13 protein-coding genes are annotated in these 9,860 nt (G+C 70.5%); 7 read left to right on the forward strand and 6 right to left on the reverse strand.

The genetic code is table 11. The features are described from left to right. Nucleotides 1–10: 10 nt before the first annotated feature. Genes ADY59_RS33160 through ADY59_RS33180 form a run of 5 tightly spaced genes read right to left on the reverse strand, consistent with a single transcriptional unit; the run spans nucleotide 11 to nucleotide 2,872 of the window. A complete protein-coding gene (locus tag ADY59_RS33160) occupies nucleotides 11–418 on the reverse strand; it encodes a hypothetical protein (RefSeq protein ID WP_049570651.1) in 408 nt (135 codons plus the stop codon). After that, nucleotides 415–1,791 carry a WXG100 family type VII secretion target gene (locus ADY59_RS33165; RefSeq protein ID WP_049570656.1) on the reverse strand — a complete coding sequence of 459 codons (1,377 nt, stop codon included), beginning with the start codon at nucleotides 1,789–1,791 and terminating at the stop codon, nucleotides 415–417. The genes ADY59_RS33160 and ADY59_RS33165 overlap by 4 nt, the downstream gene beginning before the upstream one ends. Continuing rightward, complete coding sequence (locus ADY59_RS33170; protein WP_049570658.1) at nucleotides 1,791–2,159, reverse strand: hypothetical protein; 369 nt, start codon at nucleotides 2,157–2,159, stop codon at nucleotides 1,791–1,793. Before ADY59_RS33170 ends, ADY59_RS33165 begins: the two co-directional genes overlap by 1 nt. A gap of 37 nt (nucleotides 2,160–2,196) precedes the next feature. Continuing rightward, the gene (locus ADY59_RS33175) at nucleotides 2,197–2,508 is read right to left on the reverse strand and encodes a WXG100 family type VII secretion target (protein ID WP_049570659.1); all 312 of its coding nucleotides are present in this window, start codon (nucleotides 2,506–2,508) and stop codon (nucleotides 2,197–2,199) included. Between the two features lie 28 nt (nucleotides 2,509–2,536). Next, the gene (locus ADY59_RS33180; RefSeq protein WP_049570661.1) at nucleotides 2,537–2,872 is read right to left on the reverse strand and encodes a WXG100 family type VII secretion target; all 336 of its coding nucleotides are present in this window, start codon (nucleotides 2,870–2,872) and stop codon (nucleotides 2,537–2,539) included. A 256-nt stretch (nucleotides 2,873–3,128) separates the two neighbouring features. Between ADY59_RS33180 and ADY59_RS33185 the strand changes: the two genes are divergently transcribed. Both ADY59_RS33185 and ADY59_RS33190 read left to right on the forward strand, forming a co-directional pair. Next, entirely contained in the window at nucleotides 3,129–4,229 is a 1,101-nt protein-coding gene (locus ADY59_RS33185; protein WP_049570665.1) for a hypothetical protein, read from the forward strand. 9 nt (nucleotides 4,230–4,238) lie between these two features. Then, nucleotides 4,239–5,024, forward strand: a complete 786-nt coding sequence (locus ADY59_RS33190) for a hypothetical protein (RefSeq protein WP_049570669.1) — start codon at nucleotides 4,239–4,241, stop codon at nucleotides 5,022–5,024. 4 nt (nucleotides 5,025–5,028) lie between these two features. Here ADY59_RS33190 and eccB read toward each other — a convergent pair whose 3' ends face one another. After that, nucleotides 5,029–6,444 (reverse strand): type VII secretion protein EccB, encoded by a 1,416-nt coding sequence (gene eccB, locus ADY59_RS33195; RefSeq protein ID WP_063780863.1) that lies wholly within the window; start codon nucleotides 6,442–6,444, stop codon nucleotides 5,029–5,031. A 97-nt stretch (nucleotides 6,445–6,541) separates the two neighbouring features. On the opposite strand from eccB, the gene ADY59_RS33200 reads away from it, so the two are divergent. The 5 genes from ADY59_RS33200 to ADY59_RS33220 form a co-directional block, all read left to right on the forward strand. Continuing rightward, on the forward strand, nucleotides 6,542–7,414 hold the full coding sequence (locus ADY59_RS33200; RefSeq protein WP_231619010.1) for an SseB family protein: 873 nt from the start codon (nucleotides 6,542–6,544) through the stop codon (nucleotides 7,412–7,414). Continuing rightward, on the forward strand, nucleotides 7,411–7,806 hold the full coding sequence (locus ADY59_RS33205; RefSeq protein ID WP_049570672.1) for a hypothetical protein: 396 nt from the start codon (nucleotides 7,411–7,413) through the stop codon (nucleotides 7,804–7,806). The genes ADY59_RS33200 and ADY59_RS33205 overlap by 4 nt, the downstream gene beginning before the upstream one ends. Nucleotides 7,807–7,893: 87 nt before the next feature. Next, nucleotides 7,894–8,295 (forward strand): YbaB/EbfC family nucleoid-associated protein, encoded by a 402-nt coding sequence (locus ADY59_RS33210; protein WP_049570675.1) that lies wholly within the window; start codon nucleotides 7,894–7,896, stop codon nucleotides 8,293–8,295. Continuing rightward, nucleotides 8,292–8,642, forward strand: a complete 351-nt coding sequence (locus tag ADY59_RS33215) for a hypothetical protein (protein ID WP_049570679.1) — start codon at nucleotides 8,292–8,294, stop codon at nucleotides 8,640–8,642. Before ADY59_RS33210 ends, ADY59_RS33215 begins: the two co-directional genes overlap by 4 nt. 25 nt (nucleotides 8,643–8,667) lie before the next feature. Further along, the coding region (locus tag ADY59_RS33220; protein WP_049570682.1) for a WXG100-like domain-containing protein at nucleotides 8,668–9,860 on the forward strand (1,193 nt) is incomplete at its 3' end.

Raw genomic sequence — 9,860 nt, forward strand, 5'->3', positions numbered from 1 at the left:
CCGCCGATTCTCACGCACTGCTGGCGGCGTGGCCGCGCTCGTAGTTGTCAATGGCCTTCTCGATCGCCGCCGCCCACTGCTCGATGCAGTCGAGGAAGTCGGAATAGCTGCCGTTGAAGACCGTGTACGCCGTCGCGGTGTTCTCGCCGAAGCCGGATGCCACCTGCCAGGGGCCGGTCTCGGACGATCCGACGTTGCTCAGCCCCGCCACCTGGCCGATCGTGCCGGGCCCGCTCCAGGTGGCGCTCATCCCGGCGGGCGCGCTTCCGCGCAGCGTCTCCAGCTGCCTGCGCAGCCGCGAGAGCGCGGACCTGACGCCCTGGTGGTCCACGTACGGGCCCCGCCCGTCCGCCTCCAGCCCGGGGAAGTTGGGGGCCAGCTCCAGCGACGTCGACTGCCCGCCATCCGGATCGCTCATGCCTTGGCCTTTCCTTTCCCGTCGATCAGGTGGTTGGTCGTCGCCACGTCACTGCGGAAGTCGTCCTCGTCCCCGAGGAGGTACGTGGTCCGTTCCCGCTCCTGGCGGTCCTGGCCGGTGGCCGCGCCTGCCGGGGGGATCATCGGCACCATCGGGGATCCGCCGCCCATGCCGCGCAGTCCGGCGGTGCTCGCGGCCGACTGTCCGGCGGCCGCGCCGTAGGCCGAGCCGATGCCGCCGCTCTGCCCGTTGGGGTAGCCGGTGGAGGGCAACCCGTTGGTGGAGTTCGGGTATCCGGGCAGGTTCGGGTCGCCGAGTCCGGCCAGCGAGGTCGTCGGGTTGTCCGTGCCGGAACCGGGGAGCTGGGGCCCGTTCGGCAGGCCGGCGTTCGTCGTCGCGGACCCGGGGTTCTGGCCGCTGCCCGGCAGGCCGGGGCCGCCCGGGTAGCCGCTCCCGTCACCGGGGAAGCCGCCGCTGCCGTCACCGGGGAAGCCGGGACCGCCGGGCACCGATCCGCCGGGCAGGGAGCTTCCCGGGAAGCCGTCGCCGAGGCCGGGGATCTGGTGCTTGCCGGGGTCGAACAGGCCGTCCTGGCCGGGCCCGTTCAGCCCGTCCGGGCCCAGGCCCGAGGGGTCGAAGGGCTGCGCCATGCCCGATGGCAGGCCGCCGGGCAGCTTGGCCTGGTTGAACGGGGTGATCGGGACGTCCGGCGCGATGGTCTCGAACTGCGGGATCTCGGTCCGCAGGCTCTGGGGGAAGACGTTGTTGTTGGTGGCCGTCTCCAGGGTCAGCTGGCGCAGGTGCTTCTTGGCCTTCTTCATGTTCTTCTCCTGCTCGGACTCGCCGAACAGTGTCTCGCCGAGGCCGTAGACCAGCCCGCCGCCCGTGCCGATGATGCCGCCCTGGGGGCCGCCGAACTTGAGGCCCAGCTGCCCTCCCTGCACCCCGCGCTCAAGGATGGAGGGGTTGTTGGGATCGTCCGGGATGTGCTCGCCGCGGTAGCGGTCGAGTGTGGCCGCCTGCATGTTGAGCGCCGGGGCGACACCGGAGGGGTTGACGGGGCACAGCTCCGGCGGGTGCGCGCTGATCGTGCGCGAGACGTCGGCCGCCGACTCACGCAACCTGCGCAGCGACGTCTTCACGACTCTGGAGTCCGCGCTGTCGGTCCAGCTCTCCTCCAGCGCGCGCAGGTGCCGGTCGAGCACGCCGACCAGGTTGTCCAGGCGCTCCTTGGCCGTGAAGAACTCCGTGGCCGCCTCGCGCAGCAGGTTCGGCTTGTTCTTGTTCAGCGATTCGCGGAGCATCTCCAGCGTGGCGCCTTCGAAGTCCTCGGTGGAGAAGTCGGCCTTGATGTCACTCTGATACTCGGCCATCAGACTTGCGCCGTCCGTTCGGCGCCCTCTCCGGCCCCTTCGGCGTTGTCGTAGTTGCGCAACGCCTGGGTGAGTAGCTCGATCATGCTCTCCACCTGAGTCACGATGTTGTCGTAGGTCGTGCTGACGCTGTTCACGCCGTTGCGCGTGCTGTTGAGAAAGCCGAAGGCCGCCGGCCAGAAGCCCATGAGGGCGTCAGCGTCGGTATTGAGCCGGTCGACCGCCCCGCCTTGCGCGAGGACCGGCTGCACCCGGCCGTTCTCGCCCTGTGCGCTGTCGGGGCGCAGCAGTGCGAGGGCTTCGATCAGGTCGGTCCTGGCGGCCTTGATCGCGCTTCTACTCAGGTTCACGCCACGATCGGTGCCCATGCTTCACCTCCGGTGTCAGCCCAGCGGCCGTCGGCTCCTACCTGCCGTCGAAGATCTGGGAGTTGATCCGGTCGACGTCCCGCATGTTCATGCTGGTGATGTTGATGTTGTCCTTCAGCAGGTGCACGAACTGCGACATGTCGTTCGCCTCGCGGTTCCAGAGCTGCCGGACCTCGTCGAACACGGTCTTGGCGGCACCCTGCCAGATCGCGCTCTTCTGCAGCAGCGCCGTCTCCAGCTCCTCGAGCACGAGGACCATGTCGTTGTGCGCCTTGGCGAACGCGGTCTCTCCGCGGCCGAGGCCCTCGTAGTTGACCAGCGTCCTGTCGAAGATGTCCTCTGCGGCCATCGCGGCCTCCAGTCCTGTGCGTAGGGGGTCAGCGGGTCGGCGGCTGGGCGCTGATCAGGTTGGCGATGTGGTTCATCGCCTGCTCGCGCTCCTCGTTGAAGGCGGCGAAGTTCTTGTTGCTCGTCCCGATGTTCTGCGCCAGGCGCGCCAGGCTGCCGAGGATGACGTCCATCCGCTCGTGCCACTTGATGTGGACTGCCGCGAAGGCCGCCTCGGACTGCCCGGCCCAGGAGGTCTTGAGCTCGGCGCCGGCCATGTCGAGGTTGCTCTGGAGGGTGCGCAGCCGGGTGGCGGCCTCCTCGATGAGGTTGACCGCCGCGATGAGATCGGCTGCGCTTACTTGGGTCTGCGGTTCGGCACCCACAGGTTCCCTCCCTTGCCAGTTCGGCTGACTTGGGGCGTCATCTGGTGTCGGCCCCCTTGGTCACATTAGAGAACTATCGTCCCTAGCGTCGCACATGATCAAGTGAAAATCCCATATCTCCTCGGTGGATTCGTGATGTATTCCCAGGATGCAGGTGTTTGGGGTGATCCGTGGCTGGACGGGGCTCTTGCCCGAAATGCTGTACGGACCTGCGGGGCTGGCGTAGCGTATGAGGGCGATGTGACAAGGGGGGCTCATGGCCGACGAATCGACCACCGGAACTGATCCCTTCACTGCGGCTCTGCAGGGAGCGGGCAGCTCGGTGCTGGACCCGCGCACCAACGACCCGAAGTTCGTGATGGAGCACTCCCGCGTCCGGACCCTGGGCCGCGACGTGGGCAGCTACGGCGACGACCTGACCTCGATGAGCGACAAGACCCGGGCCATCGACATCGAGACGATGTCCTTCGGGCTCATCGGCGGCGGGCTCAACGTCGCGCACCGCTCGGTCCGCGACGGTGCGGCGGAGGCGCTGAAGCAGGGCAAGGAGGTCCTGGAGTCGTGGCGGACCGCCCTGGGCACCGTCGCCGACAACACCGAGGCGGCCGAGGAGGCCAGCAAGGCGCCCAAGCCGAAGGGGAAGGACTTCGAGCTCCCCGGCGGCGGCGCCGGCGGCCTGGGCCCGATGGGCGGCGCAGGCGACCTCGGTGACCTGGGGTCGGGCGTCGATCCCGGCGACCTCGACGGTCTTGACGGCCTCGATCCGAACGACGTCGACGGTCTGGACCCCAACGACATCGACGGCCTCGATCCGAACGACGTCGACGGTCTGGACCCCAACGACATCGACGGTCTGGACCCGAACGACGTCGACGGCCTTGATCCGAACGACATCGACGGCCCGGACCCGAACGACCTGGACGGCGTCCAGCAGCCGGATCCGAACATCCCGCGGCAACCCGACCTGAGCGGCGTGAACCAGCCCGACCTCGACGGGCTGAACCAGCCCTCGGGCACGGATCTGGCCGGCGTCGACCCTCGGCTGCCCACCACCGGCATGCCGAACCTGGCCGACACCCCCGACCCGCGCTCCTCGATGCCCCGCGCGAGCGTCGGCTACCCGGAAGGCGTCTCCTCCGGAGGCTCCTCGGCGGGCGGAGCGCTCGCGGGCGGCCAGGGCAGCATCGCCCGCGCGCTCAACAGCGGGATGCCCCTCTACCCGCCTCCCATGGGCGGCGGCGGCGCGCCGTCCCGCGACGAGCAGGACCGCGAGAAGGGCCCGCTGCTCGCCGAGGACGAGGGCGTCTGGGGAGACGACGAGGACATCGCGCCGGCGGTGCTCGGCATGGAGATCTAGGAAGAGCGGATGGCTTACGAGAACGACCGCACGATTTTCATGACGGCCCTGGGAACCGCCACGGCCGCCGCGCTGTTCGTGCCGTACGCGCTGCCGATCGTCGGGTTGCTGGCCACGATGCTGGGCGACCCCGCCGAGCAGCACCGGGCCTCCGAGCAGTGGCTCAACACCACACCCGTAGACGCCGCGCCGGAGTCGGCGGGGAGCGGTCAGAGCGACCTCGCCTTCCTGCGGACCGAGCTGCAGAGGATGACCAGGGAGATCGGCCAGAACGACGGGTGGGAGGGCAAGGCGTACGCCTCCTTCCAGGAGAAGGTCAACGTCCTCGACCAGCACCTGGCCACGCTCGACCAGAACCGGATCAGCTGCGGCAACACGCTCTCGTGCACCGCGCAGGGGTTCCACGTGCTGACGCTGGTCGCCTCGGCCGTCGCGGCGGCGCTCACGGTCCTGGCGGCCTTCGTCGCCATCTGCCGAACCTCCGTAGTGGCGGCGCCGGAGGGCGAGACGATCGCGCTGACCACCAGTCAGCGTCTCTACGCGGCGGTGGCCAGGATCTACGCGAACCACGGCAAGCTCATCGCGAAGGCCGGTCTGATCATGAGCATCGCCGGTGTCGCCTACAACCAGTTCGCCCAGGAGCTGCCCGGCCTGCAGGCCGTCTCGGGGGAGAAGCCGAACCTGATCGAGGCCAGCGCCATGTGGGACCCGTCCACCTCCGACATGGTCGACAACCCGCAGGCCCAGTTCGACCCCGGCCAGATGGAATCCCCCATGCCGGAGTTCGGCTTCTGATCCGTCACCCGGTGGCGACGCCCACGGGTGTCAGCGCCGCCGCCGGGTCCAGTGCCGGTCCCTGCGGGATGCCGTGCATGAGGCTCGCCGGCACCGGAGCCACGTCCGAGGCGTCGTAGCCGAGCTTGGTGAGCACGTCGGCCGACGGCACCGGATAACGGATCCCCTGGTCGGTGACCAGCGACAGCGAGGCGGTCACCGCGCCGAGCTGCCCCTCGCCGGGCAGCAGCCCGGCGACCACCGCGCTGCCCGGCGGGAGCAGGACCTGGTCGAAGCGGTCCTGGTTGCCGGTGCTCGGCGGCGGCGGGATCGTCATCGTGCTGCCGACCGTCACCTTCGCCTTCACCGAGCCGGCCTGCGTGTCGGCGTAGACGAGGCAGAGCGGCACCGAGGCGGGCACGCTGATCACGCGCGGCATGGTCGCCGGGAGGGTGGGGTCGAGCAGGGTCTTCTTCGACGGTGACGCGTTGGCCGACGCGGCGTCGATGGGGATCTCCCTGGCCGCCTTCCGCCCGTACGCCTTCTTGCTGTCCGGGTCCTCCAGCAGCAGCCTGGCCTGCACGGCGGAGATCTGCGCCAGCCCGTCCGAGAGCAGGACGTACCACCGCGCCGCCGTCCCCTGAGTGGCCGGGACCGTGAAGACCTGCCCGACCACGGCCGTGACCTTGCCGCCGGTACGCACTTGTTTGCCCCGGTAGGGCACGTCGGGCCCGTCGAACTCGCGGCCGGCGGGCAGCGCGTTGAGCCAGGCCGGCGGCACCTTCCTGGGCTGGGCGTCGAGGGCCCGCACGCCGTGCGCGGCCACCCGCATGCGCCGGTTGCCCCAGATCACCCAGTTCTGCCGGCCGTCGGTGACGACCATGGCGGCGCCGCCGACCGGCCGCCCGCCGACGTCCTTCCCGCCCACGAGCGTCGTGTACGACTTCTGGCCGCCCGTGCCGGCGGGCCCGTCCAGCACGCACACCGACCACGGCGCCTTGACGAGCTTCTCCCGCGGCGGCAGGGAGTCGGGGGCGCCCGCGATCCCGACCATCGGCCCGCGCGCGAAGTCCGCCAGCGAGGCCGAGGTCACGCTCCGGGTGGTGATCTCGCCGGCGCTCAGCACCAGCCGCGCGGAGGTGTAGTTCGCCACCGGCAGCAGCCGCCGCTGCTGCTCGCTGTAGACGTACGTGGCGCCGCTCTCCTCCTCGATCAGCAGTTGCCCCGGGTCGGTGAGATCAGTGGCGTTGCCCGGGCTCACCATGCCCCAGATCCCGAACACCGCGAGCACGAGCACGCCGACGAGGATGCCGCTGAACGTGGCCACGTTCTGACGGCGCATGGGGGACTCCGGCACGTCGGGCTCGCCCTGCAGCAGCGCCATGCCGAGCCGCTGCTGCATCAGCCGGTGAGCTTGGTGGAGGTCCTTGTTGGTCTGCATGCCGGGCTCGCATATCCCCTCATCGGTACCTTTGGTCTCCAATATCCCAGCTTGCAGACAGGTGTCGCACCCGCTCCCGCCGATTACTGTGACCTCCGTGGAACCAGCCAGCCCCTTCGAGGAACAGCTCTGGGCGGCGCACGCGGCGGGCCGGACCGACCTGTGCCTGAGCCTGCTGCGCGACGCCGACTACGCGATGCCGATCAGCGCCGCCGCGGCCGCGGGCGCCGAGCCGCCCGCCTGGGCGACGCTCGCCGGCCCGGACCGCGTCTGGGTGCCGGCCTACACCTCCGTCGAGGCCATGCGGGCGGCCGGCGTCGCCACCGAGCACTGGCGGGTCAGCTCCCTCGTCGAGATGGCCGCCGGGTGGCCCGACCCGCGCTGGGGGCTGGCGGTCAACGCGGGCCTCCCGGTGTCGTTCCCGCTGGAGTCCGGGACCGTGGCGCGGCTGGCCGTCCCCACGCTCGCGCAGGACCTCCTGCTGGCGCCGGGCTCCGGTGTCCCGGTCATGCAGAAGCTGCTCACCGCCGGCGACCTGTACGAGCTGCTGTCGAACAACGGGGCGCGGGTGTCGGGCTACTGCCACCACGCCCTGGACGTCTCGCACATCGGCACACCCACCGTGCTCGCCGACGCGCTGGGCGCGCCGGAGACGCTGACCCCCGAGGGCTCGGTCAACCTGCTGCGCTGGCGACCGGCCGGCCTCAACCTCTACCGCACCCCGTACGGCGGCCTCGACGAGGAGCGGCGGGACGCGGTGGCGGGCTGGGTCGTCGAGGAGCCGCCGTTCGTCGGGATGGGGCTGGCTCCCAACCCCGAGCTGCTCGTCCGCGAGTACAAGATCTACGGGGTCGGGCTGCCTCATGGCGCGGAGGTCTGGGAGCTGACCGACGCCGGGACCGAGCATCGGCGCGCGCTCTACCACGGCGATCTGCGGCGCTGGCTGCTGACGGTGCCGGTGACGTCGTGAGCTGGCACCACTACCGCGCCCGCTGGCAGGGCGAGGACTTCGAGGCCAGCCCCGAGCCGCACTCGCTCGAACTGTGGATCAGGCTGCGCAGCGCCGAGCCGCGCGAGGGCTTCGAGGAGGTGGAGCCCGGCTGCCACGTCCTCCCGGTGCCCGCCGGGGAGTGCGAGGCCCTGCACTTCGTCGTCACCGTGTGCGAGTGGCAGGGGGAGCCGTTCCACGTGCACGCCGAGCGCGACGGCGAGCTCCTGCTGGAGTACGCGGGCGCGTCCGCGCCCCGGGCCGTCGAGCTGGGGCTGGACCGGATCGAACGGGGCGTCTATCGCCGCTGGGTGCCCCGGGCCGAGGTGACCGGCCTGGGCGAGCAGGCGGTGCCGCTCGACGAGATTGTCTAGACGGGCTCTTGTTACTTGGTATTCATGTGACAGAAACTATCCATACGGTGCGATGTGTCGCATGTGGCGCTATTGGGTGGGAGTGTCATGGAGGCAACAAGGCGCTCGGCCGCCGGGATGCAGGCATACGCCGACGAACTGCGGACGATGTTCATGCGGCTGCAGGACGAGGGCATGGAGCTGCACACGCAGGCCAAGGAACTGCGCGTGACCGAGAAGTCACCGGACGGCCTCGTCCGGGTGACCGTCGGCTCCAAGGGTGAGCTGGTCGGCCTCGACCTCGACCCGCGCGTCTACCGCCGCCCCGACGCCCGCCACCTGGCCGACACGATCCTGGAGACGACCCGCCGGGCCGAGGCGCGGCTGCGCGAGCGCATCGTGGAGATCTTCGCGCCGGTCGTCCCGCCCGAGCAGATGAAGGCCCACCTGGACGGCGACATCGACGCCATCTTCCAGGTGTTCGCCGGCGAGACGGGAGACGACCGATGAGCTTCTGGGACGAGTCCTCGATCGTGAAGTCCGTGGTCGACCGCGGTATCACCGAGTGGAAGACGATGGCCGGCGAGCAGGAGCGCGAGTGCACCGCCCTGATCGCCGAGGTGCAGAGGTGCCTGGACGCCCAGCCGTGGGGCGCAGGCGCCGAAGGCAAGGCCTTCCTCACCAGCCACATCGGCGTCAACGGCGGACCCGAGACGGTCCAGCAGTGCAAGAGCCTTCTCAAGGAGATCGCCGACGCCGGCGAGGCCGTCCGCGTGGCCGTAGAGAACACGCTCCAGGCGCACGCCGACATGGCGGCCGACATGCGGGGCCGGGGACGAAAAGCCATGGAGGTGTGAGGCGACGGACTGATCGGAAGCATTCGTGGCGACGGGTGGCGAAGTCCACGTCCAAGGTCCCAACGGTCTGCCGGCCGAGCACATCGCCGTGCGCATCGACCGGGACACCGAGGCCGCCTGGGAGACCGAGGTCTTCCCCGACTGGCTGAACTACTTCCTCATCCCCATGCTCTCGGCCGGCCAGATGTGGCCGACGGCCAGCGAGAAGGGGCTGTCGGAGCTGGCCATCGCGTACGAGAAGCTGGCGGAGGGCACCAACCGGAGCGCCGGCCCGGCCGGCACCGCGGCCCGCACCATCGCCACCGGCATGTACGCCCCGCCGACCGCGGAGTTCATCAACCGGGCCAAATACCTGTACGGCGAGAGCGCCGGGCTGGGCGGCGTGACGAAGAACTCCCGCGGCCACGCCTCCAAGGTGAGCAACTTCGCTGTCGAGACCCAGTACTCCAAGATCTCGATCAACGTCGCCTTCTGGATCACGGTCGTGGCCATCGCGATCGCGATCTACGTCTCGTTCTTCACCGCCGGGTCCGGCGCCCGCCTCATCGGGCCGTACTCGGCGGCGTGCCGCTCCGCCGTCAGCCGCATCCTGTCCCGGCTCGCCGCGGCCGGCGGACGCCGGGCGGCCGTCAGCCAGCTCGGCCGGGTGACGACGCTCAGCGGGGCCACCGGCAGAGTGGCACTCACCCGGCTGCTGGCCAGCCCGCTGGGCCGCGAGCTCTTCGAGGAGATGGGCGAAGAGGGCTTCATCGACTGGCTCACCCAGCGCATCCAGATGGACAAGGGCACCCGCCAGTACTTCGACTGGCGGCGGTTCAGCGCCTCGCTCGTCGGAGCCGGCGGCGGCGCGGTCGTGGGCATGAAGCTCGCCGGTCCCCTCTCCCGGGTCACCCGGCGCGTGGGCGGCTTCGCCGGGCGGGCGCTCAACACCGGCCTCAACAACATGATCGCCTCGCCGGTCGGCAGCCTCCTGGCCAACGCCGCCGTCTACGGGCGATTCGAGAACCCGTTCACCGCGGAGGCCATGCTGGGCGGGTTCCTCGGCGGTGTCGGGCGCACCGGCACCATCAGCCCGTTCAACCCGGACGTCATCTCCGCCCTGACCCACCCGACCACCGCCCTGGCCACCGCGTACGACACCGCCAACCGCGCCGACGCGGCCCGCGCCGGCGGCAACCCCGGCACCCAGCCCGGCGCCGACCCCTCCACGGGCGCCCC

The sequence above is a fragment of the Nonomuraea sp. SBT364 genome, assembly GCF_001083785.1.
GTDB lineage: Bacteria > Actinomycetota > Actinomycetes > Streptosporangiales > Streptosporangiaceae > Nonomuraea.

Coding starts and splice junctions, on each gene's coding strand:
- ADY59_RS33170 (WP_049570658.1), bottom strand. CDS start 2,159: ATGGGCACCGATCGTGGCGTGAACCTGAGTAGAAGCGCGATCAAGGCC.
- ADY59_RS33215 (WP_049570679.1), top strand. CDS start 8,292: ATGAGCTTCTGGGACGAGTCCTCGATCGTGAAGTCCGTGGTCGACCGC.
- eccB (WP_063780863.1), bottom strand. CDS start 6,444: ATGCAGACCAACAAGGACCTCCACCAAGCTCACCGGCTGATGCAGCAG.
- ADY59_RS33160 (WP_049570651.1), bottom strand. CDS start 418: ATGAGCGATCCGGATGGCGGGCAGTCGACGTCGCTGGAGCTGGCCCCC.
- ADY59_RS33190 (WP_049570669.1), top strand. CDS start 4,239: ATGGCTTACGAGAACGACCGCACGATTTTCATGACGGCCCTGGGAACC.
- ADY59_RS33185 (WP_049570665.1), top strand. CDS start 3,129: ATGGCCGACGAATCGACCACCGGAACTGATCCCTTCACTGCGGCTCTG.
- ADY59_RS33175 (WP_049570659.1), bottom strand. CDS start 2,508: ATGGCCGCAGAGGACATCTTCGACAGGACGCTGGTCAACTACGAGGGC.
- ADY59_RS33165 (WP_049570656.1), bottom strand. CDS start 1,791: ATGGCCGAGTATCAGAGTGACATCAAGGCCGACTTCTCCACCGAGGAC.
- ADY59_RS33210 (WP_049570675.1), top strand. CDS start 7,894: ATGGAGGCAACAAGGCGCTCGGCCGCCGGGATGCAGGCATACGCCGAC.